The 25,767-nt window shown below is 69.3% G+C and carries 26 protein-coding genes and 1 pseudogene; 19 read left to right on the plus strand and 8 right to left on the minus strand.

Annotated features, from left to right (window positions below; genetic code table 11):
- The first annotated feature begins 1 nt into the window (after position 1).
- The 5 genes from ftsA to EZ313_RS01060 all read left to right on the plus strand — a co-directional run bounded on the left by ftsA (position 2) and on the right by EZ313_RS01060 (position 4,644).
- On the plus strand, positions 2-1,231 hold the full coding sequence (gene ftsA / locus EZ313_RS01040; RefSeq protein ID WP_135261371.1) for a cell division protein FtsA: 1,230 nt from the start codon (positions 2-4) through the stop codon (positions 1,229-1,231).
- Positions 1,232-1,379: 148 nt separating this feature from the next.
- Positions 1,380-2,627: a cell division protein FtsZ gene (gene ftsZ, locus EZ313_RS01045; protein ID WP_135261372.1), complete on the plus strand. Its 1,248-nt coding sequence runs from the start codon at positions 1,380-1,382 to the stop codon at positions 2,625-2,627.
- 170 nt (positions 2,628-2,797) lie between these two features.
- Positions 2,798-3,415 (plus strand): FHA domain-containing protein, encoded by a 618-nt coding sequence (locus EZ313_RS01050; protein ID WP_135261373.1) that lies wholly within the window; start codon positions 2,798-2,800, stop codon positions 3,413-3,415.
- A gap of 114 nt (positions 3,416-3,529) precedes the next feature.
- The gene (lpxC, locus tag EZ313_RS01055) at positions 3,530-4,453 is read left to right on the plus strand and encodes a UDP-3-O-acyl-N-acetylglucosamine deacetylase (RefSeq protein ID WP_135261374.1); all 924 of its coding nucleotides are present in this window, start codon (positions 3,530-3,532) and stop codon (positions 4,451-4,453) included.
- A gap of 8 nt (positions 4,454-4,461) precedes the next feature.
- Entirely contained in the window at positions 4,462-4,644 is a 183-nt protein-coding gene (locus EZ313_RS01060; RefSeq protein WP_135261375.1) for a hypothetical protein, read from the plus strand.
- Here the strand turns inward: EZ313_RS01060 and ruvC are convergent.
- Positions 4,638-5,186 (minus strand): crossover junction endodeoxyribonuclease RuvC, encoded by a 549-nt coding sequence (ruvC, locus tag EZ313_RS01065; RefSeq protein ID WP_135261376.1) that lies wholly within the window; start codon positions 5,184-5,186, stop codon positions 4,638-4,640. The two genes, EZ313_RS01060 and ruvC, sit on opposite strands and share 7 nt — an antisense overlap.
- A gap of 129 nt (positions 5,187-5,315) precedes the next feature.
- Between ruvC and EZ313_RS01070 the strand changes: the two genes are divergently transcribed.
- Complete coding sequence (locus EZ313_RS01070; RefSeq protein ID WP_135261377.1) at positions 5,316-5,633, plus strand: BON domain-containing protein; 318 nt, start codon at positions 5,316-5,318, stop codon at positions 5,631-5,633.
- Between the two features lie 13 nt (positions 5,634-5,646).
- Here the strand turns inward: EZ313_RS01070 and EZ313_RS23525 are convergent.
- Positions 5,647-5,792, minus strand: a pseudogene (locus tag EZ313_RS23525) (phosphatidate cytidylyltransferase); the annotation flags it as partial.
- A gap of 206 nt (positions 5,793-5,998) precedes the next feature.
- Between EZ313_RS23525 and EZ313_RS01075 the strand changes: the two are divergent.
- Positions 5,999-6,820, plus strand: coding sequence for a CAP domain-containing protein (locus EZ313_RS01075; protein WP_135261378.1), 822 nt, complete (start codon positions 5,999-6,001; stop codon positions 6,818-6,820).
- A 13-nt stretch (positions 6,821-6,833) separates the two neighbouring features.
- Here EZ313_RS01075 and EZ313_RS01080 read toward each other — a convergent pair whose 3' ends face one another.
- The 5 genes from EZ313_RS01080 to EZ313_RS01100 all read right to left on the minus strand — a co-directional run bounded on the left by EZ313_RS01080 (position 6,834) and on the right by EZ313_RS01100 (position 11,955).
- The gene (locus EZ313_RS01080; protein WP_135261379.1) at positions 6,834-7,589 is read right to left on the minus strand and encodes a transglycosylase domain-containing protein; all 756 of its coding nucleotides are present in this window, start codon (positions 7,587-7,589) and stop codon (positions 6,834-6,836) included.
- 4 nt (positions 7,590-7,593) lie between these two features.
- The gene (gene aroE, locus EZ313_RS01085; protein ID WP_135261380.1) at positions 7,594-8,427 is read right to left on the minus strand and encodes a shikimate dehydrogenase; all 834 of its coding nucleotides are present in this window, start codon (positions 8,425-8,427) and stop codon (positions 7,594-7,596) included.
- A 3-nt stretch (positions 8,428-8,430) separates the two neighbouring features.
- Positions 8,431-9,219 carry an energy transducer TonB gene (locus EZ313_RS01090; RefSeq protein WP_135263518.1) on the minus strand — a complete coding sequence of 263 codons (789 nt, stop codon included), beginning with the start codon at positions 9,217-9,219 and terminating at the stop codon, positions 8,431-8,433.
- Positions 9,220-9,281: 62 nt separating this feature from the next.
- Positions 9,282-11,339 carry a ribonuclease catalytic domain-containing protein gene (locus tag EZ313_RS01095; RefSeq protein ID WP_135261381.1) on the minus strand — a complete coding sequence of 686 codons (2,058 nt, stop codon included), beginning with the start codon at positions 11,337-11,339 and terminating at the stop codon, positions 9,282-9,284.
- 25 nt (positions 11,340-11,364) lie between these two features.
- On the minus strand, positions 11,365-11,955 hold the full coding sequence (locus EZ313_RS01100; RefSeq protein WP_135261382.1) for a YqiA/YcfP family alpha/beta fold hydrolase: 591 nt from the start codon (positions 11,953-11,955) through the stop codon (positions 11,365-11,367).
- A 119-nt stretch (positions 11,956-12,074) separates the two neighbouring features.
- On the opposite strand from EZ313_RS01100, the gene rodA reads away from it, so the two are divergent.
- From rodA to EZ313_RS01130, 6 genes are all read left to right on the plus strand, one after another.
- Complete coding sequence (gene rodA / locus EZ313_RS01105; RefSeq protein ID WP_135261383.1) at positions 12,075-13,229, plus strand: rod shape-determining protein RodA; 1,155 nt, start codon at positions 12,075-12,077, stop codon at positions 13,227-13,229.
- Entirely contained in the window at positions 13,226-14,107 is an 882-nt protein-coding gene (locus EZ313_RS01110) for an NAD(P)-dependent oxidoreductase (RefSeq protein WP_135261384.1), read from the plus strand. Before rodA ends, EZ313_RS01110 begins: the two co-directional genes overlap by 4 nt.
- Positions 14,104-15,348 carry a protein kinase domain-containing protein gene (locus tag EZ313_RS01115; protein ID WP_135261385.1) on the plus strand — a complete coding sequence of 415 codons (1,245 nt, stop codon included), beginning with the start codon at positions 14,104-14,106 and terminating at the stop codon, positions 15,346-15,348. The genes EZ313_RS01110 and EZ313_RS01115 overlap by 4 nt, the downstream gene beginning before the upstream one ends.
- Positions 15,349-15,391: 43 nt before the next feature.
- A complete protein-coding gene (gene tldD / locus EZ313_RS01120; protein WP_135261386.1) occupies positions 15,392-16,852 on the plus strand; it encodes a metalloprotease TldD in 1,461 nt (486 codons plus the stop codon).
- A gap of 201 nt (positions 16,853-17,053) precedes the next feature.
- The gene (locus tag EZ313_RS01125; protein ID WP_135261387.1) at positions 17,054-18,175 is read left to right on the plus strand and encodes a 3-deoxy-7-phosphoheptulonate synthase; all 1,122 of its coding nucleotides are present in this window, start codon (positions 17,054-17,056) and stop codon (positions 18,173-18,175) included.
- Positions 18,176-18,270: 95 nt separating this feature from the next.
- Entirely contained in the window at positions 18,271-19,287 is a 1,017-nt protein-coding gene (locus EZ313_RS01130; protein ID WP_135261388.1) for a hypothetical protein, read from the plus strand.
- Here EZ313_RS01130 and mpl read toward each other — a convergent pair whose 3' ends face one another.
- Complete coding sequence (gene mpl / locus EZ313_RS01135) at positions 19,288-20,661, minus strand: UDP-N-acetylmuramate:L-alanyl-gamma-D-glutamyl-meso-diaminopimelate ligase (RefSeq protein ID WP_135261389.1); 1,374 nt, start codon at positions 20,659-20,661, stop codon at positions 19,288-19,290. It lies immediately after the preceding gene.
- 90 nt (positions 20,662-20,751) lie between these two features.
- Between mpl and EZ313_RS01140 the strand changes: the two genes are divergently transcribed.
- The 6 genes from EZ313_RS01140 to EZ313_RS01165 all read left to right on the plus strand — a co-directional run bounded on the left by EZ313_RS01140 (position 20,752) and on the right by EZ313_RS01165 (position 25,759).
- Complete coding sequence (locus EZ313_RS01140; protein ID WP_205960306.1) at positions 20,752-21,339, plus strand: hypothetical protein; 588 nt, start codon at positions 20,752-20,754, stop codon at positions 21,337-21,339.
- Positions 21,336-21,890, plus strand: a complete 555-nt coding sequence (locus tag EZ313_RS01145; RefSeq protein WP_135261391.1) for a TlpA family protein disulfide reductase — start codon at positions 21,336-21,338, stop codon at positions 21,888-21,890. The genes EZ313_RS01140 and EZ313_RS01145 overlap by 4 nt, the downstream gene beginning before the upstream one ends.
- A 121-nt stretch (positions 21,891-22,011) precedes the next feature.
- A complete protein-coding gene (accB, locus tag EZ313_RS01150; protein ID WP_135261392.1) occupies positions 22,012-22,473 on the plus strand; it encodes an acetyl-CoA carboxylase biotin carboxyl carrier protein in 462 nt (153 codons plus the stop codon).
- A gap of 18 nt (positions 22,474-22,491) precedes the next feature.
- The gene (gene accC, locus EZ313_RS01155) at positions 22,492-23,841 is read left to right on the plus strand and encodes an acetyl-CoA carboxylase biotin carboxylase subunit (RefSeq protein ID WP_135261393.1); all 1,350 of its coding nucleotides are present in this window, start codon (positions 22,492-22,494) and stop codon (positions 23,839-23,841) included.
- A 12-nt stretch (positions 23,842-23,853) separates the two neighbouring features.
- On the plus strand, positions 23,854-24,735 hold the full coding sequence (gene prmA, locus EZ313_RS01160) for a 50S ribosomal protein L11 methyltransferase (protein ID WP_135261394.1): 882 nt from the start codon (positions 23,854-23,856) through the stop codon (positions 24,733-24,735).
- Positions 24,736-24,760: 25 nt separating this feature from the next.
- Positions 24,761-25,759: a DUF3426 domain-containing protein gene (locus EZ313_RS01165; protein ID WP_135261395.1), complete on the plus strand. Its 999-nt coding sequence runs from the start codon at positions 24,761-24,763 to the stop codon at positions 25,757-25,759.
- Positions 25,760-25,767 lie beyond the last annotated feature (8 nt).

A 25,767-nucleotide genomic window follows, 5' to 3' on the forward strand; every position in this document is an offset into this window, starting at 1 on the left:
CATGGCGAAGGAATACAAGGACCTCGTCGTCGGCCTGGACATCGGCACCGCCAAGGTGATGGCGGTGGTGGCCGAGGTCCTGCCGGGCGGCGAGCTCAAGCTGGCGGGGCTGGGCGTGGCGCCCTCCAACGGCCTGAAGCGCGGCGTGGTGGTGAACATCGACGCCACGGTGCAGAGCATCCAGCAGGCGCTGAAGGAAGCCGAGCTGATGGCCGACTGCAAGATCACGCGCGTCTACACCGGCATCACGGGCAGCCACATCCGCGGCATCAACTCCAGCGGCATGGTGGCGGTGAAGGACCGCGAGGTGACCCCGGCCGACGTGGCCCGCGTGGTGGAGACGGCGCGCGCGATCAACATCTCGACCGACCAGCGCCTGCTGCTGGTCGAACCGCAGGAGTTCGTGATCGACGGGCAGGACGTGCGCGAGCCGATCGGCATGAGCGGCATCCGGCTCGAAGCCAAGGTCCACATCGTCACCGGCGCGCAGAGCGCGGCCGAGAACATCATCAAGTGCGTGCGCCGCTGCGGGCTGGAGGTCGAGCAGCTGATGCTCAACCCGCTGGCCTCCAGCCAGGCCGTCCTGACGCAGGACGAGAAGGAACTGGGCGTGGCGCTGGTGGACATCGGCGCCGGCACCACCGACGTCGCCATCTTCACGGGCGGTGCGATCCGCCACACGTCGGTGATCCCGATCGCCGGGGACCTGATCACCAGCGACATCGCGATGGCGCTGCGCACGCCCACCAAGGACGCCGAGGACATCAAGGTCGAGAGCGGCTACGCCAAGCAGCTGCTGGCCGACCCGGAGCAGCAGGTCGAGGTGCCGGGCCTGGGCGACCGTGGCCCGCGCATGCTGTCGCGCCAGGCGCTGGCCGGCGTGATCGAGCCGCGCGTCGAGGAGATCTTCTCCCTGGTGCAGCAGGTGGTGCGCGAGTCCGGCTACGAGGAGGTGCTGTCCTCCGGCGTGGTGATCACCGGCGGCAGCGCCGTGATGCCGGGCATGGTCGAACTCGGCGAAGACATCTTCCTCAAGCCGGTGCGCCGGGGCGTGCCCCAGTACACCGGCGCGCTGGCCGACATGGTGGCGCAGCCCCGTGCGGCCACCGTCATGGGCCTGCTCGAGGAAGCGCGGCTGGCACGCGTGCGCGGGCACAAGGTCGCGCAGAAGAACGGGTCGATGAAGACCGCTTTCTCGCGGTTCAAGGATTTCATCGTGGGGAACTTCTGATGTTCACCATGAAACGCTGGCTCGCGCGGGGCAGCCCGCCTTTGCGACGAAGGGAGCGATGGCGGTGCACCGATCCGCCCTCATGAGCGTTCACCCCTCATCCAACAAATCAGCAAGTGGCAACTGCAACGAAGTACAGGAGATTCAAATGAGCATCGAAATGATCGAAGTCGAGGAGTTCCACCTGGGCACCCAGATCAAGGTGATCGGTGTCGGTGGCGGCGGCGGCAACGCGGTGGAGCACATGATTTCGCGCGCGGTCCAGGGCGTGGAGTTCATCTGCGCCAACACCGACGCGCAGGCGCTGGTGCGCAGCGCGGCGCACAAGGTGATCCAGCTGGGGAACAACGGGCTGGGCGCGGGCGGCAAGCCCGACCGCGGGCGCGACGCGGCCGAAGCCGCGGCTGAAAGCATCCGCGACGCGATCGATGGCGCGCACATGCTGTTCATCACCGCCGGCATGGGCGGCGGCACCGGCACGGGCGCGGCGCCGGTGATCGCGCGCATCGCCAAGGAGATGGGCATCCTCACCGTGGGCGTCGTGACCAAGCCGTTCGACTGGGAAGGCGGCCGCCGCATGACGAACGCCGACCAGGGCCTGATGGAGCTGGAAGCCAACGTCGACTCGCTGATCGTGGTGCTCAACGAGAAGCTGCTCGACGTGCTGGGCGACGAGATCACGCAGGACGAGGCGTTCGCGCACGCCAACGATGTGCTGAAGAACGCGGTGGGCGGCATCGCGGAAATCATCAACGTGCCGGGCCACGTCAACGTGGACTTCGAGGACGTGCGCACCGTGATGGGCGAGCCGGGCAAGGCGATGATGGGCACGGCGGTCGCGTCGGGCCCGGACCGCGCGCGCATCGCGGCGGAACAGGCCGTGGCCTGCCCGCTGCTGGACGGCATCGACCTGTCGGGCGCCAAGGGCGTGCTGGTGCTGATCACCGCGGCCAAGGGCAGCCTGAAGCTGGCCGAGTCCAAGCTGGCGATGAACACCATCCGCGCCTACGCCTCGCCGGACGCTCACGTCATCTACGGCACGGCCTACGACGACAGCCTGGACGACGAGGTGCGCGTGACGGTGGTGGCCACCGGCCTGTCGCGCCAGGGCCAGCAGCGCCGCACGGCGCCTCCGCTGCAGGTGCTGCGCACCGGCACCGACAACGTGCCGTTCAACGTGCCCACGGTGAACCATGCCGTCGCCGGCCCCGGCGCCATCGCCACGCGCGAGACGGGCGGCATGGGCGCCCCGCAGCAGCCGGACTACGGCGGCATGACGGTGCCCAGCGTGTGGCGCACCAACCGCACGCAGGCCGCGGCGAAGGTCGACGCGCTGTCTTCGGGCGGCATGGACGACTTCGAGATCCCCGCGTTCCTGCGCAAGCAGGCCGATTGATCACGACGAAAACGCTGCGCGTTTTCGCCGTGTTCTGAACGGTTGAGCGAGGACCGGCAAAGCCGGATCCTCGCTCAAGGGGTGTCCGCGCTGCATGTTATTCCGCGCGGACGGTGCCCCTGCGGAGAGGGTGCGGCGTCAGCGCCGCATGGAGTTTGCGAGGAGGATTCGTGCCGCAGTTGATCATCACGGTGGAAGGCGTCGAGGTTCGCCAGGTCTACCTCTCCAGGGACCGCACGACGCTGGGCCGCGCGCCCGAGAACGACATCGTGCTGCAGAACCCCGCGATCAGCAGCCAGCACTGCGCTTTCGACCTCAAGCGCCTGTCGGACGTGTTCGTCGAGGACCTGGGCAGCACCAACGGCACCTTCGTCAACAACAAGCGCGTCAAGCGGCAGAGGCTGCGTGACGAGGACGTGGTCGCGATCTCGAGCTTCCGCATCCGCTTCCTGACCGCCAGCGCCGACTCGGGCTTCCGCGCGACGGCGGCGATGGCGTTCTCGCCGTCGCAGCCGGCCGCCGCGGCGCATGCCAGCTTCCGCGTGCTCACGGGCAGTTCCGCCGGCCTCGAGGTGCCGGTGAACAAGGCCGTGTCCACCTTCGGCAAGCCGGGCGTGGCGGTGATCGTGGTGGCGCACCGGCCCAGCGGCTACTACGCGGCCCACCTCGACGGCGAGGAGGTTCCCCAGCTCAATGGCCGTCCGCTGCGACAGGACCCGGTGCTGCTGGCCCACCACGACGTGCTGGAACTGGCGGGAACGCAGATGCAGTTCGTGTTGGCCAATTGAGGGCGAGGGATGAGGATGCGCTCGCGGTTGACCTTTGCAATCAATGGGTGGCATAGCTAAATGAACTTCTCCCTCATCCCTCGTCCCTCGTCCCTCGCCTCTAAAATTCGTTCCATGCTCGCCCAGCGCACGCTCAAGACCCTCACCCGCGCGGTGGGCGTGGGCCTGCACGGCGGCCAGCGGGTGGAACTCACGCTGCGCCCTGCGCGGCCCGACAGCGGCATCGTGTTCCGCCGCACCGACCTGCCGCAGCCCGTGGACATCCCGGTGTCGGCCGAAGCGGTGACGGACACCCGGCTCGCCTCCACGATCTCCAACGGCGCGGTCAAGGTGCACACGGTCGAACACCTGATGTCCGCCTGCGCCGGCCTGGGCCTGGACAACCTCTACATCGACATCACGGCCGAGGAAGTGCCCATCCTCGACGGCTCGTCATCGTCCTTCGTGTTCCTGCTGCAAAGCGCGGGCATCGAGGTACAGAACGCGCCGCGCCGCTTCATCCGCGTGCTCAAGCCCGTCGAAGTGCGGGAAGGCGAGGGCGATGCGGTCAAGTGGGCGCGCCTGTCGCCCTATCACGGCTACAAGCTCAGTTTCGAGATCGACTTCGACCACCGCGTGGTCGATTCCACCGGCCAGCGCGTCGAGTTCGACCTGGGCAAGGGCAACTACCAGCGCGACATCGCCCGCGCCCGCACCTTCGGCTTCACCAAGGACGTGGAGATGATGCGGGCCAACGGCCTGGCGCTGGGCGGCGGCATGGACAACGCGATCGTGATGGACGACTACCGCGTCCTGAACACGGAAGGCCTGCGCTACGAGGACGAGTTCGTCAAGCACAAGATCCTCGACGCCATGGGCGACCTGTACCTGCTGGGCAAGCCGCTGCTGGCCGCGTACAGCGCCTTCCGCTCCGGCCACGCGCTGAACAACAAGCTGCTTCGCGCGCTCCTGGCCCAGCGGGACGCGTGGGAGGTGGTGAGCTTCGAGGACGAGCGCCAGGCGCCCGCCGGCTTCGGGCAACTCGCCCGCGCCTGGTAGCGGCGGCGATGGCCGTCGTCCGCACAGCGGTCTTCCTGCTCCTGCTGGCCGCCGCCGTCCTGTTCGGCATGTACGCGTACACGGGCCAGCCGCGCTACAAGCGGATGGGCTTGGCTACCCTCAAGTGGACCCTCGTGGCCGCGTTCGGCTTCTTCGCCGTGCTGATCGCCGAACGGCTGATCGATCAGTAGGTTCGCCCGGCCCGGTACATGCCGCTGGTGCGGCGCGCGGTCGGGGTGGCCTGCGCGATGCGGGCCATCGACTGCCCCGCATGGGCATGGGTGATGGCCAGGCCCAGCGCATCGGCGGCGTCCTCGCCCGGAACGCCGGGCAGCTTCAGCAGCCGCTTGACCATCTCCTGCACCTGGGCCTTGGCGGCCCGGCCATGGCCGGCGATCGCCTGCTTCATCTGCACGGCCGTGTATTCGGCGACCGCGAGTTCGCAGGCGACCAGCGCGGTGACGCATGCGCCGCGCGCCTGTCCCAACAGCAGCGTGGATTGCGGATTGGTGTTGACGAAAACGATCTCGACCGCGGCGGCGTCCGGCCGGTAGCTGTCACGCACCTGCCGGATGCCGTCGAACAGCACCTTCAGCCGCGCCGGCAGGTCGCCGCGCGCCAGATGGGTCGTGGTGATGGTGCCGCTGGCGACGTACTGCAGCGATGATCCCTGCACGTCGACCACGCCGAAACCGGTGGTCTGCAGGCCGGGGTCGATGCCGAGGATGCGCATGTGCGAGGCGAGTCTACCTGCGCAGGGGGTGGCTCAGCCGCGTGTATGCTCTAACGGCGGTGTCCTACAGGCCCTCGTGTTGCAGGGCTGCAAAGTACGGCCTGCGCTTTCATCCAAGAAGGAGAACTCATGAACAAAATCCTCATCGCCTGCTTCATCGCCCTGGGCCTCGCCGGTTGCGCCGGCATGGGCAGCGGCAACACCACGACCGGCACGCGCACCGCGGGCCAGGCGGTCGACGACGCGACGATCGGCACCAAGCTGAAGGCCGCCCTGGCCGCCGACCCCGAGCTGAGCGCGCTGAAGATCAACGTCGACACCACGCAAGGCAACGTGCGCCTGCGCGGCGAAGTGAAGAACATGCAGCTGTGGCGCAAGGCCGGCGACGTGGCCCGCAAGGTCGAAGGCGTGAAGTCGGTCGACAACCAGCTGGTGATCACCGGCTGACCGCCGGCTGACGTCAGGCGCCGAAGTACCAGCGCACCGAGTGGAAGAACACCGGTGCGCCGAAGCACAGCGCATCCACCCGGTCCAACAGCCCATTGGCGCCCGTGACCGAAGCGCGTGTCCCCAGGCGGGGACACCGTGATCGCGCAGCGCGGCGCGATCAGCGCGAACAGTAGCGCGGCCACGGTGGTCCCGGCGATCCACGCGATCCAGAACACGACCACCACCACAAGACTTGGGGAGTAGCTTGCGGAAGTCGCGCAGGCTTTCGTGCCGGGCTTCGTCCCGTGCGTCGCCAGCTGCCTTCAAGCGGACGCGCACGCGGCCGACAAAAGCCGGCTTGCGGCCCACCCTATGCTGGCCCAATGAGTTGGCATGCCTTGTTCGCGTGCGTGCCGCTGGGCCTGGCTGCCTGCGCGGCCACCGCGCAGCAGGACGACCTGCTGGCGGCGCTGGGTCGGGCGCGGCAGCAGTGCGGCGCGCCTGCACCGCTGAAGCCGAACGCGCGGCTCGACGATGCCGCGCGCCGGCTGTCGCAGGGCGCATCGCTCGAGCGCGCGCTGCAGGGCAGCGGCTACCGCGCCCAGCGCAGCTTCCAGTGGAACTTCAGCGGCTACCGCTCGCCCCAGGCCGTGGCGCAGGCGCTCGCGCCTTCGCAATGCCGCGCGCTGGGCGACGCGGCGCTGCGCGAAGTGGGCGTGCAGCGCTCGGGGAACTCGTACTGGATCATCGCGGCCGTCCCGTTCGACCCGCCGGCCGTGGCCGAGGCCAACGGCGTGGCCGAGCGGGTGCTGGCCCTGGTGAACCAGGCCCGCTCGCAGCCGCGCCGCTGCGGCAGCGAGTCGTTCTCGCCGGCGGGGCCGTTGGCGCTCAATGCCCAGCTCACGCAGGCCGCCGCCGTCCACGCACAGTCGATGGCGCGCTTCGGCTACCTCGAGCACCACGGCCGCGACGGCAGTTCGCCGGCCGACCGGATCGGCCGGGCCGGCTACAACTGGCGCAGCGTCGGCGAGAACGTGGCCATGGGCCAGACCACGCCCGAGCGCGTGGTGCAGGAGTGGCTGAAAAGCCCGGAGCACTGCTCCAACATCATGGAGGCGCGCTTCACCGAGATGGGCGTGGCCTTCGCCGTGAACACCGCCAGCGAGGGCGGCATCTACTGGGCCCAGACGTTCGGGCGCAGGTGAGGCCGCTTGCGGATCAAGGCAGCTCGGCGTGCCGCATGCGTCCGGCGATCAGGCCGGCGCGGTGGGCCAGGTACCCCGAGTTCGGCACCTTCTCGAAGAACTTCGGCCGCGGCAGCATCACGGCGAGACGCGCGGCTTCGTACGCCGAGAGCTGGCTGGCCGGCTTTCGCCAGTAGTGGTGCGCGGCAGCCTCCGCGCCGAAGATGCCCTCGCCCCATTCGACGCTGTTGAGATAGATCTCGAGGATGCGCTGCTTCGACAGCATCGCCTCCAGCGCGAAGGTCAGCACGAATTCCTGCCCCTTGCGCAGCAGGGTCCGCTCGCCGGACAACAGCAGGTTCTTGGCGAGCTGCTGGGTGATGGTGGAGCCGCCGACCACCTTGGGCGGACGCACCGGCCTCAGGCGGGACTGCGACGAAGAAGAGCGCAGCCGCAGCGCGAGCCTCGCCGCCTGCTCCTCCGCTTTTGCATTCTTCTCCCAGGCCTTTTCGAGCGCTTCCCAGTCGACGCCCTCGTGCGTGGCGAAGCCGTCGTCCTCCGCCGCGATGACGGCGCGCTTCAGGTGATCGGAAATCCGCTCGTACGGCACCCACTGCTGGCGCCAGCGCAGGCGATCGCGTTCGGTGGCGATGCGCCACGCTTCGGAACGCTGGAAAGTCGTAGACACCGGGTCCATCACCACCGCGGCGGCGATGCTCAGGAGGAAGAACAGCTGCAGCCCGATGGCGGCCACGACCACCAGCAGCAACCAGCGCAACACCGCCTTCAAGGCATCACTCCGCCGCGAGCAGGGCCCGCAGTTCGGCCAGCACCGGCGCGGTATCGGGCCGGACGCCGCGCCAGACCAGGAAGGCTTCGGCCGCCTGCTCCACCAGCATGCCGAGCCCGTCGCGGGGCACCGCGCCGTGCTCGCGCGCCCAGGCGAGGAAGCCTTCGGCGGCCGGGCCGTACATCATGTCGTACGCCAGCGCGCCGGGCCGCAGCACGGACCCCGGCACCGGGACGGCGCCGCCCGCGAGGCTGCTGGCCGTTGCATTGACGACGATGTGGAAAGCGCCGGGCGCTGCGTCGAGCCCGGTGGCCGAGAGTTGAACGGAGGCCGACCTCGCGAGCGCCGCGTGCGAGTCCGCCAGCGCCCTGGCCTTGTCGACCGTGCGGTTGGCGATCACTACCCGCGCCGGCCCGGTGTGCAGCAAGGGGCCGAGCACGCCGGCGGCGGCCCCGCCCGCACCCACCAGCAGCACGTCACGCCGGGCGAGATCGACGCCCGCCTGCGCCTGGATGTCGCGAACCAGCCCGGCGCCGTCGGTGTTGTCGCCGAACACGCCGTCCGGATCGAAGCGCAAGGTGTTGCAGGCGCCGGCCAGACGCGCCCTCTCGCTGCGCGTGTCCGCGAGCGAGGCCGCCTCGAACTTGAACGGCACGGTGACGTTGCAGCCGCGGCCGCCTTCATCGCGGAAGCGCCGCACGGTGGCCGCGAAGCCGTCCCGCGGCGCGGGGAGTTTGCCGTACTGCACCGGCTCGCCGGTGAGCTGGGCGAAGCGCGCGTGGATCCACGGCGAGCGGCTGTGCTCGACCGGGTGGCCGACGACGCAATACCGGTCCATCTTCTATCGGGCGGTGAGCTTGGTCTCGAGCGTCTCGTCGCGCGTGAACTTGAAGCGCGAGACCACCACGATCTGGTCGGCGCGCTGGCGCATCGCGGACGAAAAGCGCCCGAACGGACCGGCCGCGCGCGCGATGCTCTGCGCGCGCCGGTCGAGGGTCTTGTTGCCGGACGTCTCGACGACTTCGGTCTCGAGCACGCGGCCGTCGAAGTTGACGGTGACGATCATGGTGAGCTCGCCGTACAGCTTGCGGCCGGCGAGTTCGGGGAAATTGTGCGTGCCGCGCTCCTCGATTCGCCGGCGCAGCTGGTCGTAGTAGACCGCGTACACCTCCTCGCGCGTGGAAGGGCTGACGTAGCGCTTCTTGGGGCGCGCGTTCTCCTCGTTGATGCGCCGCTCGATCTCGGCCAGCAGCTTGACCAGCTGGCGGCGCTTTTCCTCGCGCGCTTTCGCCTCGGCGGTGCGGGTGGGCTGCTTCGGGTCGGGCGGCGGCATCGCGGCCAGCATGCGCTTGACCTGCGCGAGCATCAGCATCTGCTGTTCCTGCATCGCCTCGACGCGGCGCTGCGCGTCCTCGTCCGCATCGCCGGTTGCGGTCAATGCCGACGGCGGCAGGGGAGACGTGGCCCGCCCGCTGGCGGCCTCACCGCCGCCGGCCAGCGCGGCCTGGGCGATCGCCTGCGCCTTCTCGGGCTTCTCGGTGCTGCGGGCGTTGACCAGCACCACCTCGAGCGGCGTGTCCTGGAACACCCGGTTGAATCCTTCCGGGTCCACGATGCGCACGGTCAGCATCGCGGCATGGGCCGCGAACGAGACGCCCAGCGCGATCTGCAGGGTGCTGAGGGACTTGAGGTTCACGAAGGCGGATTATCCGCCGCATTGTCGAGTTCGCCACCTTCCGCGACGTCCACCGCGATGGCGATGGGTCCGGCCACGGGTTCTTCCTCCTCCCCGGTGTCGTCTTCCGCCGACAGCGGCTGGGGCGCGGTGTCCAGCCGCTCCAGCAGCGTGCCGGACACGTCCAGGGTGATGTCGTCGATGTCGCCCAGCCGCACCCGCACGCGGGCGCCGCGCTGCAACTGCTCGGTGCCGAGCACGGGCAGCACCAGCGGCAGCTCGTCGGCCCGCACGAGGCCCTCGCGGAAGACCGTGCCCGCCAGCTCCTTGACGCCGTGCTGGCGCAGGTACTGCAGCGTCCAGAACCGCTCCATGCCGGCCTGGTAGCCGTTGTATGCGGTGTAGGCCGCGTCGAAGCTGGAGATGATGGAGAACAGGTCGGCGTCCTTCGGCTTGAAGGGCGCGGCCAGCGCGGCGGTGCGCCCGTGGCGGGCGGCCGCGATGATCTGCCACTGGTTCACCAGGTCGGTGTAGCGGCGCAGCGGCGAGGTGCTCCAGGCGTAGCACTTGACGCCGATGCCCGCGTGCGGCGCCGCCTTGGTCCCCATGCGCACCTTGATGCCCGGGGCGAGGCTGGCCTGGCTGCGGTAGATGGCCGGCACGCCCAGCTCGGCCAGCCACTGGCCCCAGCTGCTGTTGGCCAGGATCATGGCCTCGGCGACGATCATGTCCAGCGGCGCGCCACGCCGGCGCACGGTGATCTCGACCTGCTCGTTGCCGCGCGGCTCGCTGCCGTCGTGGCCCACCAGGTGGAAGTTGTAGTCGGGCCGGTTGAACGTCTCGGGCTTGCCGCGCACCAGTTCCCGCAGCGCCTTCAGGTGACGCGCGAGGCGCCACAGGAACGAGAGCGGCTCGCGCAGGTGGGCGGCGGGTTCGGGCACCGCATGCGCGGTGGCGGCGCCTTGCAGCCAGTCCTCGGTGATGTGCTCGTCGAGCTGGTCGTGCCGCAGGTTGGCCCCGATCGGCACGCGCTCCAGGCGCGTCTGCGTCTCCTTCACCACCAGGCTTTCCTCGTCGAAGGAAACGTACAGCGACACCGCGGGGCAGTCGCGCCCTTCCAGCAGCGTGTAGGCCTGCACCACCTCGTCGGGCAGCATGGTGATCTTGTGGCCCGGCATGTAGACGGTGGACAGCCGCTGGCGCGCGACCTGGTCCAGCGGCGTGCCGGGCTGCAGCGCCAGCCCCGGCGCCGCGATGTGGATGCCGACCGTCACCGTGCCGGTGCCCAGCCCCTCGACCGAGAGCGCGTCGTCGATCTCGGTGGTGCTGGAGTCGTCCACAGAGAAGGCCTTCACCGGCGCCAGCGGCAGGTCGTCCGCGATCGCGGGGGCGGCCAGCGGCGGAAAGCCCGTGCCCTTGGGGAAGAAGTCGAACAGGAAACGCTTCCAGTGGAACTGGTAGGGCGAGTCGATCGCGCCGGCCTTCTGCAGCAGCGCCAGCGGCGCCAGCTGCGTGCTGCGCGCGGCCTCGACCACCGCCTTGTATTCGGGTGCGTTCTTGTCCGGCTTGAACAGGATGCGAAAGAGCTGGTCGCGCACGGGCGGCGGGCAGCGGCCGGCGGCGAGTTCGGCCGCCCAGGCGGTGATCTGCTGCTGCACCTGCTTCTTCTTCTCCAGCGCGGCCAGCGCCTGCTGCACGATCTCGGCCGGCGCCTTGCGAAAGCGCCCCTTGCCGGCGCGGCGGAAGTAGTGCGGCGCCTCGTGCAGGCGGAACAGGGCGGCCGCCTGCTGTTCGAGCGTGGCCTTGTCGCTGAAGTAGTCGCGCGCCAGGTCGGCGAAGCCGAATTCCTCGTCGGGCGCGAACTCCCAGGCGAGTTCCAGTTCGATGCTCTGCGAGAGCGCCTGCGCGGCCGACACCAGTTCGGCCGGCTGCGGCTTTTCGAATGTCAGCAGGAGGTTGGCGGCCTTGACCTTGACCCGCTTGCCGCTGTCGAGCTCGACCTGCGCCGAGGCATCGGCCTGCGAGAGCACGCGGCCCGCCTGGAACTTGCCGGCCTCTTCGAACAATGCATACATCGCCGGGATTGTCACATCCCGGGGTTCAGCGCGGCGGCAGGCCGAGGAAGGCCAGCACGTCGTCGATGTGCTCGCCGAAATCCGATAGCGCGTGGTCGCCGCCTTCGAGCAGCTTGATGCGGGAACCCGGGTAGCGGCCGGTCATCTCGCGCCAGTCGAGCACCTCGTCGCCCTTGGCGATGACGGCGAACAGGCGCTCCGGATGCGGCAGCGGCCCGTGTTCCAGCTCGCGCAGTTCGTCCACATAGCGCGGCTCGAAGTAGAAATGCTGCTGCGGGTCGTGCCAGGACGTCTGCTCGCCGATGTGGCGGGCCAGGTCCCGGGCCGCGTGCACGGCGGGATTGAGCACCACCGCGCGGCAGCCGGTCTCGATGGCCACATGGGTGGCGTAAAAGCCGCCGAGCGACGAGCCGATCACGCCCATGCGGTCCCGCGGCCAGGTTTCGATGCCCCGCATCACCGTGTCCATCGCCGCGCGCGGCGAGGGCGGCAGCTGCGGGCACCACCAGTGGACCTCCGGGTGGCGCTCGGCGACCCGGGCCGCGACCTGCCGCGCCTTGGCGGACTGCGGCGAGGAGCGGAAGCCGTGCAGGTACAGCAGGTGGGTGAGGGGCATGCGCCATCGTAGCGGCGGCTTCGCAGCGCCGGACACGCGGGCGTGACGAACATCGCACCCATTCCGCTCCAGGCGCGGACACTGGGGAAACGGGCGCCGCCGCCCCGATAATCGCGGCCATGTCCGCCGTCCTCGAAAAGCCCCCGATCTGGCAACGCGCCGCGCCGATGTTCCAGGGCTTCGACGGCCCGCTGGCTTTCGCGGTCTTCCTGCTCGCCTGCGCCGGGCTGCTGGTGATGTACTCGTCCGGCTTCGACCACGGGACGCGCTTTCGCGACCACGGCCGCAACATGCTCATCGCCGGCGCGATCATGTTCGTGGTGGCGCAGATCTCGCCCCAGCGGCTCATGAGCCTGGCCGTGCCGCTCTACACCGTGGGCGTGGCGCTGCTGGTGGCCGTCGCCGTCTTCGGCATCGCCAAGAAGGGTGCGCGGCGCTGGGTGAACGTGGGCGTCGTCATCCAGCCCAGCGAGATCATGAAGATCGCCATGCCGCTGATGCTGGCCTGGTGGTTCCAGAAGCGCGAAGGGCACCTGCGGCCGCTGGACTACGTCATGGCCGTCCTCCTCCTCGTCGCGCCGGTCGGCCTGATCATGAAGCAGCCGGACTTGGGCACCTCGCTGCTGGTGCTGGCGGCGGGGCTGTCGGTGATCTTCTTCGCCGGCCTGTCCTGGAAGCTGATCCTGCCGCCGCTGGCGGTGGGCCTCGTGGCGCTGGTGCTGCTGGTGGTGTTCGAGAGCCAGCTGTGCGCGCCCGGCGTGAGCTGGGGCATCCTGCACGATTACCAGCAGCAGCGCGTGTGCACGCTGCTCGATCCGACCAAGGACCCGCTGGGCAAGGGCTTCCACATCATCCAGGGAATGATCGCCATCGGCTCCGGGGGCCTGCTGGGCAAGGGCTTCATGCAGGGCACGCAGACGCACCTGGAGTTCATCCCGGAGCGCACCACCGACTTCATCTTCGCGGCGTTCTCGGAGGAATTCGGCCTGGTCGGCAACCTGTGCCTGATCGGCGCCTTTGTCTTCCTCATCTTGCGCGGTCTGGCCATCGCACTGGAGGCCTCGACGCTGTTCTCGCGCCTGCTGGCCGGCGCGATCACCATGATCTTTTTCACCTACGCATTCGTGAACATGGGCATGGTCAGCGGCATCCTGCCCGTCGTGGGCGTCCCGCTGCCCTTCATCAGCTATGGCGGCACCGCCATGGTGACGCTCGGCCTGGGGCTGGGCATCCTGATGTCCATCGCGAAGGCCAAGCGGCTGGTGCAGACATGAGCCCAGGCGCCGGCTCCGTTGGGATCGTCGGCGTCGGCAACATGGGCGGCGGCATGGCCGCCCGCCTGCTGGAGCAGGGCTGGCCGGTCCGGGCCTGCGATCTGGTGCCGGAGAAAGTCGAGGCCTTGCGCCGGCTGGGCGCCACATCGGCCGCCTCCTCCGCTGACGCCGCCACCGGCGCGCGAGCGCTGATCGTCTGCGTGGTCGATGCACTCGAGTGCGAGCAGGTGCTGTTCGGCGATCGCGGGGCGGCAGGAGCGCTTGCCCGCGGCACGCCGGTGCTGCTGTGCCCGACGATCGCGCCCGAAGACGCGGAAAGCCTCGCGGCCCGGCTCGCGGCCGCGGGCGCGCTGCCGATCGACGCGCCCATGTCCGGGGGCCCGGCTCGGGCGCGTGAAGGGAGCATGAGCCTGATGGTCGCCTGTTCCGACGAGGCGTTCGACGCCGCGGCGCCGCTGCTCGCCGTGCTCAGTGGCAAGGTGTTCCGCGTCGGCACGCGTGCCGGCGACGGCGCGAAGACCAAGCTCGTGAACAACCTGCTCGCGGGCATCAACCTGGTCGGCGCGGCGGAGGCGCTGGCGCTTGCCCAGCGGCTCGGGCTGGACCTGTCGCGAACGCTGGGCATCATCGAGCAGTCCAGCGGCCAGAGCTGGATCGGGTCGGACCGCATGCGCCGCGCCATCGCCGGGGATTACGAGCCGCGCGCTCACGTCACGCTGCTGCGCAAGGACACGGCCCTGGCCATCGAGGCCGCGCGCCGGGCCGGCTTCGATGGCCCGCTGGGCGCAACCGCGCGGGACGTGTTCGACCAGGCCGCGAAGGCGGGGCTCGCGGACCTGGACGACGCGGCCATCTTCCGCTGGCTCTCGCGGCCATGACCACCATCCTCGTCGTCGAGGACGACGATGCCATCCGCTCCAACATCGTGCGGCTGCTCAAGCTCGAGGGCTTCGACATCGTCGCGGCCCCGAATGGTGCCTTGGGCCTGCAGAGCGCCCGCGAAGCACGGCCCGACATCGTGATCTCGGACATCGGCATGCCCGAGATGGACGGTTTCGCCTTGCTGGAGGCCATCCGCGCCGACGCCCGCCTGGCCTCCACGCCCGTGATGCTGCTGACGGCGCTGGACGACCGCGCGAGCATGCGCCGCGGCATGACGGCCGGCGCCGACGACTACCTGGCCAAGCCCTTCACCCGCGTCGAGCTTCTCGAGGCCTTGCAGGCGCTGATGCGCCGCAAGGAGTCGCGGTCGAACGGGCTCAGGAGCCACGAGCTCGCGCCCGCCCAGGAGCCGCTGCGCCTGCGCGGCTACCGGCTCACGCGCAAGATCGGCGCCGGCGGCATGACGGACGTTTACCTTGCGGAGCGGGAGAAGGATGCCCTGGCCGTGGTGCTGAAGGTGCTGGACGCCCGCGGCCGCCGCGCCGCCGAGCACCTGTCGCGCTTCATCCAGGAGTACACGCTGCTGTCGCGCATCGACCATCCGAACGTGGTGCGCATCTACGACCAGGGCTTCACCGACGACCACGCGTACATCGCGATGGAATATTTTCCCCAGGGTGACCTGCGCGCGGAACTCGGCGCGGGCATGTCGCTGCAGCGCGTGCTCGACGTGCTGGCGCAGGTCGCGCGGGCGCTGTCGGCGATCCATGCGCGGGGCGTGATCCACCGCGACCTGAAGCCCGAGAACATCATGCGGCGCGCGGACGACACCGTGGCCCTGGCCGATTTCGGCATCGCCAAGTCGCTGCTGAACGCCGACAACCTCGCGCTGAGCCACACGAAGCATGGCGACGTGGTGGGCACGCCGTACTACCTCAGTCCCGAGCAGGCGGCGGGCCGCGCGGTCACGCCACTGTCGGACCTGTACAGCCTGGGCGTGATGATGTTCGAGATGCTGGCCGGGCAGCGGCCTTTCCAGGCCGGGACGCTGGACCTGCTGCTCGCGCATCACCTGAGCGCGCCGACGCCGCAATTGCCCGCAACGCACGCACGGCTGCAGCCGATCCTCGAGCGCCTGATGGCCAAGGCGCCGCAGGACCGGTTTGCCGACGCGGATGCGTTCCTCGCTGAGCTGCAGGCGCTGCCACTGCCGCGCACGCCGGCGCCGCCGCGCTGACCGGGCCGCGACAGGGGCCATGCGGGATGCCTAGAATCCCCCGATGATCTCCCGCGAACCCACCCTGGAGCGCCTGGCCACCGCGCAGCGCCTCCTGCTCGAGCCGTTCGGGCTCAACGAATCCCATCTGTCACGCGCCCTGGCCGAGATCACGGCCCACCAGGTCGACGACGCCGACCTCTACTTCCAGTACACCCGCAGCGAGGGCTGGAGCCTGGAGGAGGGCATCGTCAAGACCGGCAGCTTCAGCATCGACCAGGGCGTCGGCGTGCGCGCCGTCAGCGGCGAGAAGACCGCCTTCGCCTATTCCGACGACATCTCCGAAGCGTCGCTGCTGGACGCCGCGCGCACCGTGCGCTCGATCTCGTCCTCCTCGAGTTCGGGCCGCGCGAACGTCGCGGACAAGAAGGTCGCCGCCAGCCGCTCGCTCTATCCCGCCGTCGACCCGATCGCCACGCTCGACAGCACGGCCAAGGTGCAGCTGCTGGAAAGAGCCGAGAAGCTCGCCCGTGCCAAGGACCCGCGCATCGTCCAGGTCATGGCGGGCCTGGCCAGCGAATGGGATGTGGTGATGGTGGCGCGCGCCGACGGCACGCTGGCCGCCGACGTGCGTCCGCTGGTGCGCCTCTCGATCACCGTCATCGCCGAGCAGAACGGCCGCCGGGAAGTGGGCTCCAGCGGCGGCGGCGGCCGCTTCGGCCTGGCGTACTTCGACGACCAGCATGTGCAGGAATACGTGGACGACGCGGTCACCGCGGCGCTGACCAACCTCGAATCGCGCCCCGCGCCGGCCGGCGAGATGACGGTGGTGCTCGGCCCGGGCTGGCCCGGCATCCTGCTGCACGAGGCCATCGGCCACGGGCTGGAGGGCGACTTCAACCGCAAGGGCTCGAGCGCGTTCTCCGGACGCGTGGGCCAGCGCGTCGCGGCCCGGGGCGTGACGGTGCTGGACGACGGCACGATCTCCGACCGGCGCGGCTCGCTCAACGTCGACGACGAGGGCAACCCGAGCCAGCGCAATGTGCTGATCGAGGACGGCATCCTGCGCGGCTACATCCAGGATTCGCTCAACGCCCGCCTGATGGGGGTGGCGCCCACGGGCAACGGGCGGCGCGAGAGCTACGCGCACATCCCGATGCCGCGGATGACCAATACCTACATGCTGGGCGGCGACAAGGCGCCGGAAGAGATCGTCGCCAGCATCAAGAAGGGCCTGTACGCCACCAATTTCGGCGGCGGCCAGGTCGACATCACCTCGGGCAAGTTCGTGTTCTCCGCGAGCGAGGCGTTCTGGGTCGAGAACGGCAGGATCCAGTACCCCGTGAAGGGCGCCACCATCGTGGGCAACGGCCCGGACGCGCTGACGCGCGTGACCATGATCGGCAACGACATGCGGCTGGACAGCGGCGTCGGCACCTGCGGCAAGGAAGGCCAGAGCGTGCCGGTCGGCGTCGGCCAGCCCACGCTGCGCATCGACGGCCTGACCGTCGGCGGCACGGCCTGAGCTTGCCCGGGACAGGAGCTGTGATAGAGTCCCGCCCCATGCGCAAGCAGAGCGTCTTCTTTTTTGGCTATTTCTGGTTCTCAGGCCCCGGCGGTCGAGAGATCTAGGCGTATCCGACAGAAGCGCAAGAACTCCAGAAAACCGCCGGGACCCCCCGGCGGTTTTTTTTTCGCCCATCCCCCTCTCGAACAGGAGCCCACGATGAATGCCCACCCCGCCGCCAGCGAGCCCTGGTATGCGCACCCCGTCGACAAGACCAGCGAAACCGACGATGAACGCATCAAGGACATCACCGTGCTGCCTCCTCCCGAGCACCTGATCCGCTTCTTCCCGATCCGCGGGACGGCGGTGGAAGGCCTGATCACCGATACGCGCCGGCGCATCCACGACATCATGGCCGGCACCGACGACCGGCTGCTGGTGGTGATCGGCCCGTGCTCGATCCACGACCCGAATGCGGCCCTCGACTACGCGCGGCGCCTGAAGGAAGTGCGCGGCAAGTTCGCCGACACGCTGGAGATCGTGATGCGCGTGTACTTCGAGAAGCCGCGCACCACGGTGGGCTGGAAGGGCTTGATCAACGACCCGTACCTCGACGAGACGTACCGCATCGACGAGGGCCTGCGCATCGCGCGGCAACTGCTCATCGAGATCAACCGCCTCGGGCTGCCCGCGGGCAGCGAGTTCCTCGACGTGATCTCGCCGCAATACATCGGCGACCTGATCTCCTGGGGCGCGATCGGCGCGCGCACGACCGAGAGCCAGGTGCACCGCGAGCTGGCCTCCGGGCTTTCCGCGCCGATCGGCTTCAAGAACGGCACGGACGGCAACATCCGCATCGCCACCGACGCGATCCAGGCCGCGGCCCGCGGGCACCACTTCCTCTCGGTGCACAAGAACGGCCAAGTGGCGATCGTGCAGACGAACGGCAACCGCGACTGCCACGTCATCCTGCGTGGCGGCAAGTCGCCCAACTACGACGCGGACAGCGTCGCCACCGCCTGCCGCGACCTCGAAGCGGCCAAGCTGCCGCCGCGCCTGATGGTCGATTGCAGCCACGCCAACAGCAGCAAGCAGCATGAGAAGCAACTGGCGGTGGCCCGCGACATCGCGGGGCAGATCGCGGCCGGTTCGCGCAGTGTCTTCGGGGTGATGGTGGAAAGCCACCTGAACGCGGGCGCGCAGAAGTTCACCCCGGGGCAGGACCAAGCCGCGCAGCTCGAGTACGGCAAAAGCATTACGGATGCTTGCCTCGGATGGAGCGATTCCGTGGAGCTTCTCGGCGTGCTGTCGCAAGCCGTCGACGCGCGGCGCAAGCGCTGACGAAAAACGTGCATCCTTCGCTTTACACCCGGTAACCCGACCACTACATTGGCCCGATCAGCTTCGCGTACGCGGGGCGGGCACTGGTGGTCCCCATGTCGTTCGAACTTCCGCTCCTTCGCATCGGCATTGCCGGCTTTTCCCTGGAGCAGCAGGAAAAGCTGGGCCGAACCCTGTTGCAGGCCTCGCCCGGGGGCCTGACCTGGGAGTTCGCCAAGTTCGGCGAGGCTGACGCCCTCTGGCTCAACGGGGCGCGCACGCAGGTGCTGTCGAGCACGACGCTTCGCGTGGCGTCCGGCGTGCCCGGCGGGCGCTCGGTGCAGATCAACATGCCCGACGTCGACCGCCCGGTGGTCTTCGCCCGGCCGCTGCCCCGCAACCTGCAGCCCGAACTCAGCTATGACATCGATGACGTGCAGAGCGTCGGCGACGTGCTCGGCCGGCTCGAAGCCTGGCTGCGCCCGCTGATCGCCCAGTTCTGCCTGGCTTCGCAGATCCTCGAGCAGGAAAGTGCGCTCTCCTCGGGCGTCTACTGCGTGAAGTCGGCGCAAGGGACCCTGCTGGCCGTGGTGGACCTGCGCGGCGACGTCGCCGTGCTGCCCACGGCCACGCCGCTGGATTTCGACGGCGCGATGTGGACGCAGCAGACCCGCGACATCGTCGTGCCGGGAGATTTTTCGCGCACCAGCATTTCGCAGCTGATGTGGCATTACGCGCTGCGCACCGCCCGCGACGTGCTGCCGTCCCGCTACCGCACGGGGACCGTGTACTTCCGGCGTCCACCGCGGTTGCCGCAGCGCCTGCTGCGCGATTCGCACCTGCTGCTGCTGCGCGAACTCGCGCTGTCGCCCGGCACCTTCGCGGAGCTGCAGCAGCGCACCGGCCTTGTCGCCGCACCCCTCGCGCAGGATCTGGCTGCGCTGTACCTGGTGGGCGCGATCACCGCGAATTCGAAGCGGGCTTCGCAAGCTTCGCTGCGCCGGGCCGAGGGCGCGGACTCTTCGCTCTACAGCCATCAGCCCAGCCAGTTCCCCGGCGTACGGAATTCGGGCGGGCAGGGGCTGCGGGCGGGCGACTTCACCGCCCCGGCGCCGCTTTCCCTCGAAGACTGATCAGCGCGCCAGCGCTTCCAGCAGGCGGCCATGGATGCCGCCGAAGCCCCCGTTGCTCATGCACACGAGATGATCCCCAGGGCGGGCCGCCGCAATCGTCATCTCCACCAGCTGATCGATCGTGTCGCCCACTGCGGCGCGCCTGCCCATGGGCGCGAGGGCCTCGCGGGCATCCCAGCCCAGCCCGCCGCCGTGGCAGAACGCCAGGTCGGCCTGCTCCAGGCTCCAGGGGAGCTGGGCCTTCATGGTCCCCAGCTTCATCGTGTTGCTGCGCGGCTCGAACACGGCCAGGATGCGGCCGCCCTGCGGACCGAGCTTGCGGCGAAGTCCTTCGACGGTCGTGCGGATCGCGGTCGGGTGGTGCGCGAAGTCGTCATAGACCTTGATGCCGCGCACCTCGCCGCGCAGTTCCATCCGGCGCTTCACGTTGCGGAACTCGCGCAGCGCGCGGGCCGCGGCGGCGGGCGGCACGCCCACATGCTCGGCCGCCGCGATGGCGGCCAGCGCATTGAGCTGGTTGTGGACGCCGCTCAGGTCCCATTCGACGCGGCCCACGCGCTCGCCGCGCAACATCACGTCGAACGCGCCCGGGTCGCCTTCGGCCGTGTAGTCGCTCACCGTCGCGCCGAAGCTGCGAACCTCGCTCCAGCAGCCCTGGTGCAGCACGCGGGCCAGGCTTTCTTCCAGCCCGTTGACCACGACGCGGCCTGAAGGCGGCACGGTGCGCACGAGATGGTGGAACTGCCGCTCGATGGCGGCGAGGTCGTCGAAGATGTCCGCGTGGTCGAACTCGAGGTTGTTCAGGACCGCCGTGCGTGGCCGGTAGTGCACGAACTTGCTGCGCTTGTCGAAGAAGGCCGTGTCGTACTCGTCCGCCTCGATCACGAAGCTTCCTTCGGTGCCCAGGCGCGCCGACACGCCGAAGTTCACCGGCACGCCGCCCACCAGGAAACCCGGCGACTGGCCTGCGTGCTCGAGGATCCACGCGAGCATCGACGTCGTGGTGGTCTTGCCATGCGTGCCCGCGACCGCCAGCACGTGGCGGCCGTGCAGCACGTTCTCGGCCAGCCATTGGGGCCCACTGGTGTAGCGCGAGCCCTGTTCGAGGATCGCTTCCATGAGCGGGTAGCGCGGCGTCCCGTCGCTCTGGCGGGCGCGCGAGACCACGTTGCCGATGACCCACACGTCGGGCTTGATTGCGAGCTGGTCGGCGGAGAATCCTTCGATAAGGTCGATGCCCAGGGCGCGCAGCTGGTCGCTCATCGGCGGGTAGACGCCGGCGTCGCAGCCCGTCACCCGGTGCCCGGCTTCACGGGCGAGGGCCGCGACACCGCCCATGAAGGTGCCGCAGATGCCCAGGATATGGATGTGCATCGTCCGATTATCGCGATGGCCCTTGTCCCTTCCATGCATGAGCGGCGCTGATCGTCGCGCCGCAGCCACCGGGGGCACAATTCCGTCGTGATGGACAGCCTGCAATCGGAAATCGCGGCCACCGCTGCCCGCATGGTGGTGGAAGAAGGACTCGAATACGGCCCGGCCAAGCGGCGGGCCGTCAAGCAGCTCGGGCTGCCGCAACGCGCGGCACTGCCCGACAACGACACGGTCGAGGAGGCCGTGCGCGAGTACATCTCGGTGTTCTGCGGCGACACGCAGCCTGCCGAGCTGCAGGCGCTGCGCCGTCACGCGCTGACCTGGATGGAGCGCCTGTCGGAGTTCCGCCCGCATCTCACCGGCGCGGTCTGGAACGGCACCGCGACGCGCCTGTCCGACATCTACCTGCAGCTGTTCTGCGACGACCCGAAGTCCGCCGAGATCGCGTTGATCGACCACGGCGTCGACTACGAGGCGCGCACGGTCACCGGCTTCCAGGGCACGCCGGTCGAGGCGTTGAGCCTCTCGAGCGTGTGCCCGGGGCTGGGCGAGCCGGTCGGCGTGCATCTTTTGATCCACGACCACGACGACCTGCGCGGCGCGCTCAAGCCCGACGCGCGCCGGCGCGTGTCTCGGGGCGATTCGAGCGCCGTGCGCGCGCTGCTGGAGGCGGCATGACGGCCCAAGGCGTCGTGAACGCGACCGATGTGAAACGGCGGCGCTGGCTGACCATCGCGGTGGGCGGCGCCGCCGCCGTGGCGGGCGGCGGCTTCGCCTGGTGGCGGCTGCGGCCGGCCGAGACCTCCATGCCCGCGCCGGACGAGTTCTGGCGCGCGAGCTTCGACACGCCGACGGGCACGTCGATTTCCATGGCCAGCTTTCGCGGCAGGCCCTTGCTGCTGAATTTCTGGGCGACCTGGTGTCCGCCCTGCATCGAGGAGATGCCGCTGCTGGATACCTTCCAGCAGCAACAGGCAGGCCGCGGCTGGCAGGTCGTCGGCCTCGCGATCGACCAGCCCAGCGCGGTCCGGCAATTCCTGGCCAAGCGGCCGGTGCGGTTCCCCATCGGCCTGGCTGCGCTGGGCGGCACCGAGCTGGGCAAGCAGCTGGGTAACCTGAGCGGCGGGCTGCCGTTCACGGTCGTGTTCGGTCCGGACGGCTCGATACGGCAGCGTAGAATGGGCAAGGTGTCGCGCGCCGACCTCGACCGGTGGGCCGCCGCGGCCTGAAGCACCGCGCCTTGCCACTTCCCGCCAGCGCCCCCGGCGCTTAAGAATTCGGCGAAGAAACGTAAAAATAGCAGCGTTTTGCTGTAAATTCGCGGGCTTTCCACATAACAAGCGCCAAGCAATGGACCTGCGAAAACTCAAGACGCTGATCGACCTGGTCTCCGAGTCGAACGTCTCCGAACTCGAGATCACCGAAGCGGAAGGCAAGGTCCGCATCGTCAAGGGCGGTGTCCCGATGGTGCAGCAGATGCCGGCGCCGGTCGCCCAAACCATGGCGGCTCCCGCCATTGCAGGCCAGGGCGCAGCGCAGTCCGCCCCTGTCCCGGCGCCCGCTCCCGCGGCTCCCGCAGGCCACTCCGTCAAGTCGCCCATGGTCGGCACCTTCTACCGCGCCTCCAGTCCCGGCGCCAAGCCGTTCGTGGAGGTGGGCAGCCAGGTCAAGGAAGGCGAGACCATCTGCATCATCGAGGCGATGAAGATCCTCAACGAGATCGAAGCCGACAAGTCCGGGACGGTCACCCAGATCCTTTGCGAGAACGGGCAGGCGGTCGAATACGGCCAGCCGCTGTTCGTCATCGAGTGATCCGGTAAGCGCCCCCTCATGTTCAAGAAGATCCTGGTCGCGAACCGCGGCGAGATTGCCCTGCGGGTCCAACGAGCCTGTCGCGAACTCGGAATCAAGGCCGTGATGGTCTATTCCGAAGCCGACCGCGACGCCAAGTACGTCAAGCTGGCAGAGGAGGCCGTCTGCATCGGGCCCGCGCCTTCGCCGCAAAGCTACCTCAACATGCCCGCCATCATCTCGGCGGCCGAGGTCACCGACGCGGAGGCCATCCATCCGGGCTACGGCTTCCTCTCCGAGAACGCCGACTTCGCCGAGCGGGTGGAGAAGAGCGGCTTCCAGTTCATCGGCCCGACGCCGGAATCGATCCGCATGATGGGCGACAAGGTTTCGGCCAAGCAGGCCATGATCAAGGCGGGCGTGCCCTGCGTGCCGGGCTCCGAAGGCGAATTGCCGGACGACCCCGCCGTGATCCGCAAGACCGCTCGCGCGATCGGCTACCCGGTGATCATCAAGGCCGCCGGCGGTGGCGGCGGGCGCGGCATGCGCGTGGTCCACACCGAGGCGGCCCTGATCAACGCGGTGCAGATGACCAAGGCCGAGGCCGGCGCGGCCTTCGGCAATCCGGCGGTCTACATGGAGAAGTTCCTCCAGGACCCGCGGCACATCGAGATCCAGGTGCTGGCCGACAAGCACCGCAATGCCGTCTACCTGGGCGAGCGCGACTGCTCCATGCAGCGGCGCCACCAGAAGATCATCGAGGAAGCGCCGGCGCCGGGCATCCCGCGCAAGCTGATCGAGAAGATCGGCGACCGCTGCGCCGCCGCCTGCAAGAAGATTGGTTACCGCGGCGCGGGCACGTTCGAGTTCCTGTACGAGAACGGCGAGTTCTATTTCATCGAGATGAACACGCGCGTGCAGGTCGAGCATCCGGTGACCGAGCTCGTGACCGGCGTGGACATCGTCAAGACGCAGATCATGGTGGCGGCCGGCGAGAAGCTGCCGTTCACGCAGCGCGACGTCCAGCTGCGCGGCCACGCCATCGAATGCAGGGTGAACGCGGAGGATCCCTACAAGTTCATTCCTTCGCCCGGCCGCATCACGCTGTGGCACGCCCCCGGCGGCCCCGGCGTGCGGGTCGACTCGCACGTCTACAACAACTACTTCGTGCCGCCCAACTACGACTCGATGATCGGCAAGATCATCGTGCACGGCGACACGCGGGAGCAGGCGCTCGCGCGCATGCGCACCGCGCTGCTGGAGACGGTCGTCGAAGGCATCAACACCAACATCCCGCTGCACCGCGAGCTGATGGTGGATGCCAAGTTCATGACCGGCGGCACCAACATCCACTACCTCGAGCAGTGGCTGTCGCAGCACAAGCGATGACCCGGAGGCGGCGTGTTCGAGCTTCGCCTGCTCTGCGCTGAAGCCCAGGTCGAGAGCCTGGGCGATGCGCTGGAGGCGCTCGACGCCCTGAGCGTCTCGGTGGAAGACGCCGACGCGCAGACCGATGCCGAGCAGGCGCTGTTCGGCGAGCCCGGATTGCCGCCGCCGCGAGAAGGCTGGCAACGCTCCCGTGTGCTGGCGCTGTTTCAGCGGCGCGAGCAGGCCGAAGACGCGGTCCGGCTGCTGCAGGCGCAGGACTTCTTCGCCGGCTGCAAGGTGCTGGGCCTCGAAGAAGTGCAGGAGCAGGACTGGGTGCGCCTGACGCAGTCGCAGTTCGCACCCGTGGACATCACGCCGCATTTCTGGATCGTGCCCAGCTGGCATGAACCGCCGGCGCAGGCGAAGCAGGTGATCCGGCTGGACCCCGGCCTCGCCTTCGGAACGGGCACGCATCCGACGACGCGAATGTGCCTGCGGTGGATCGCGCGGAATCCGCCACGCGCGCAGCGCGTGCTCGACTACGGCTGCGGCTCGGGCATCCTGGCGATCGGCGCCGCGAAGTTCGGCGCGAGCGAAGTCGATGCGGTGGACATCGACGAGGCAGCGGTTCGCGCGACACAGGACAACGCGCAGGCCAACGACGTGACGCTGCGCACCGGCCTGCCCGACATGGCGAAGGGCCGGTACCAGACGGTGCTGGCCAACATCCTGGCCACGCCGCTGAAAGTGCTGGCCCCGCTGCTGTGCGGGCACGTGGCGCCCGGCGGCGCGCTGGTGCTCGCCGGCATCCTCGAGCGCCAGGAGGATGAACTCAGGCAGGCCTATGCGCCGCACGCGCGGCTCGAAGTGTCGGACCGGGAGGACGGCTGGATCCTCATGACGGCCCGGCTCTGAGCGCGGCTTCTACAATGCCCGGCTCATGAGCATGATCACCGGGTGTCCGGCTTGCGGGACGATGTTCAGGGTCGTGCCCGACCAGCTGAAGATCTCCGAAGGCTGGGTGCGCTGCGGCCACTGCGGCGAGGTGTTCGATGCCGCCGCGCACCTGAAGCCGGAGCCTGCCGTGCCGCCGGAGATGACCGCGCCCGCCGCAGAGGCCCCGCGGCCTTCTTCGGAGACAGCGCCCGACACGGAGCCGGTCGAGGTGGAGCCGATCCCGGCCGAGCCGGTGGACGCCGAACCTGTGCGCGCGGACGTCCTTCCCGAGGACGGGTCCGAACCCACCGCAACCCTTTTCCGCCGGCAGGACAGCGGCGACGCGGCGAAGTCGGCCGATTTCGTCATCGATGTCGAAGCCCACGAGCCCACCGGTGCCGCGTTCAGTCCCAGCGTTGCGCCGCCGCAAGCTCGCGCACGGCCGATCCCGGGTGAGCCGCTTGACGAGACCGAGCTCGAAGACGTTTCCTTCGTCCGGCAGGCGCGCCGCCGGGCGTTCTGGCGCAGGCCGGCCGTGCGCGTCGCGCTCTTGATCGCGGCCTTGGTGTTGGGGCTCTTGCTGGCCGCCCAGTACGCCGTGCAGGAGCGCAATCGCCTTGCTGCGGTGAACCCGGGAATGAGGCCCTGGTTGGCGCTGCTGTGCCAGCCGCTGGGCTGCACGATCGGGCCGCCCCAGCGCATCGAGTCGGTCGTGATCGAGAGCAGCGGCTTCACGCGTTTGCGCGCCGACGCCTTCCGCCTGAGCTTCTCCGTGCGCAACCAGTCCGCCGAGCCGGTGGCGGTGCCCGCGCTGCAGCTCACGCTCACCGACTTGCAGGAGCAGGCGGTGCTGCAGCGGGTGCTCACGCCGCGCGAGCTGGGCGCCACTTCGGACACCATCGCGCCCGCTTCCGAGTTCGCCGGCAGCGTGGTGGTCACCGTGAGTGCGGCCAACAACGCGGCGCGCGTCGCGGGCTATCGCGTGCTGGCCTTCTATCCCTGAACCTTCCC

This window comes from Ramlibacter henchirensis (assembly GCF_004682015.1).
Taxonomy (GTDB): domain Bacteria; phylum Pseudomonadota; class Gammaproteobacteria; order Burkholderiales; family Burkholderiaceae_C; genus Ramlibacter; species Ramlibacter henchirensis.

Coding starts and splice junctions, on each gene's coding strand:
- ftsA (WP_135261371.1), top strand. CDS start 2: ATGGCGAAGGAATACAAGGACCTCGTCGTCGGCCTGGACATCGGCACC.
- ftsZ (WP_135261372.1), top strand. CDS start 1,380: ATGAGCATCGAAATGATCGAAGTCGAGGAGTTCCACCTGGGCACCCAG.
- lpxC (WP_135261374.1), top strand. CDS start 3,530: ATGCTCGCCCAGCGCACGCTCAAGACCCTCACCCGCGCGGTGGGCGTG.
- EZ313_RS01060 (WP_135261375.1), top strand. CDS start 4,462: ATGGCCGTCGTCCGCACAGCGGTCTTCCTGCTCCTGCTGGCCGCCGCC.
- ruvC (WP_135261376.1), bottom strand. CDS start 5,186: ATGCGCATCCTCGGCATCGACCCCGGCCTGCAGACCACCGGTTTCGGC.
- EZ313_RS01070 (WP_135261377.1), top strand. CDS start 5,316: ATGAACAAAATCCTCATCGCCTGCTTCATCGCCCTGGGCCTCGCCGGT.
- EZ313_RS01075 (WP_135261378.1), top strand. CDS start 5,999: ATGAGTTGGCATGCCTTGTTCGCGTGCGTGCCGCTGGGCCTGGCTGCC.
- aroE (WP_135261380.1), bottom strand. CDS start 8,427: ATGGACCGGTATTGCGTCGTCGGCCACCCGGTCGAGCACAGCCGCTCG.
- EZ313_RS01090 (WP_135263518.1), bottom strand. CDS start 9,219: ATGCTGACCGTGCGCATCGTGGACCCGGAAGGATTCAACCGGGTGTTC.
- EZ313_RS01095 (WP_135261381.1), bottom strand. CDS start 11,339: ATGTATGCATTGTTCGAAGAGGCCGGCAAGTTCCAGGCGGGCCGCGTG.
- EZ313_RS01100 (WP_135261382.1), bottom strand. CDS start 11,955: ATGCCCCTCACCCACCTGCTGTACCTGCACGGCTTCCGCTCCTCGCCG.
- rodA (WP_135261383.1), top strand. CDS start 12,075: ATGTCCGCCGTCCTCGAAAAGCCCCCGATCTGGCAACGCGCCGCGCCG.
- EZ313_RS01110 (WP_135261384.1), top strand. CDS start 13,226: ATGAGCCCAGGCGCCGGCTCCGTTGGGATCGTCGGCGTCGGCAACATG.
- EZ313_RS01115 (WP_135261385.1), top strand. CDS start 14,104: ATGACCACCATCCTCGTCGTCGAGGACGACGATGCCATCCGCTCCAAC.
- tldD (WP_135261386.1), top strand. CDS start 15,392: ATGATCTCCCGCGAACCCACCCTGGAGCGCCTGGCCACCGCGCAGCGC.
- EZ313_RS01125 (WP_135261387.1), top strand. CDS start 17,054: ATGAATGCCCACCCCGCCGCCAGCGAGCCCTGGTATGCGCACCCCGTC.
- EZ313_RS01130 (WP_135261388.1), top strand. CDS start 18,271: ATGTCGTTCGAACTTCCGCTCCTTCGCATCGGCATTGCCGGCTTTTCC.
- mpl (WP_135261389.1), bottom strand. CDS start 20,661: ATGCACATCCATATCCTGGGCATCTGCGGCACCTTCATGGGCGGTGTC.
- EZ313_RS01140 (WP_205960306.1), top strand. CDS start 20,752: ATGGACAGCCTGCAATCGGAAATCGCGGCCACCGCTGCCCGCATGGTG.
- EZ313_RS01145 (WP_135261391.1), top strand. CDS start 21,336: ATGACGGCCCAAGGCGTCGTGAACGCGACCGATGTGAAACGGCGGCGC.
- accB (WP_135261392.1), top strand. CDS start 22,012: ATGGACCTGCGAAAACTCAAGACGCTGATCGACCTGGTCTCCGAGTCG.
- accC (WP_135261393.1), top strand. CDS start 22,492: ATGTTCAAGAAGATCCTGGTCGCGAACCGCGGCGAGATTGCCCTGCGG.
- EZ313_RS01165 (WP_135261395.1), top strand. CDS start 24,761: ATGAGCATGATCACCGGGTGTCCGGCTTGCGGGACGATGTTCAGGGTC.